The organism is Paraburkholderia sp. RL18-085-BIA-A, assembly GCF_046027075.1.
Taxonomy (GTDB): Bacteria; Pseudomonadota; Gammaproteobacteria; order Burkholderiales; family Burkholderiaceae; genus Paraburkholderia.
Window position 1 is genome coordinate 1 of the sequence record NZ_JARESU010000697.1, and the last position, 295, is coordinate 295.

General features: G+C 61.7%; 1 pseudogene. It reads right to left on the bottom strand.

Going from position 1 to position 295, the window contains the following annotated elements:
- Nucleotides 1–295: pseudogene (locus tag P0D89_RS54445) on the bottom strand (electron transfer flavoprotein-ubiquinone oxidoreductase); the annotation flags it as partial.

Genomic DNA, 295 nt, shown 5'->3' on the forward strand with positions numbered 1-295 from the left:
TGAAGACAGGCGGTCAAAGGTCAGCTTGCCATCCGGCTTCGGATACGTGATCGGCTTGCACTGCGACGCCGGCTTGAGCATCTCATGATCCGAATGCTGATGATGCAGCGTCCACGGCACGTTGCCGCCCAGCAGCTTCTGCTCGATGCCGACCATCAGCGTGCCGAGGTACAGGCCCTTGCTCATCCACTGCTTGAAGTTGCGTGCGCGATGCAGCTCAGTGTGCAGCCACGAGGTCTTGAACGACTCCGGGTATGCCGTGAGTTCGTCGCTGGTGCGGCCGGCCTGCACGGCT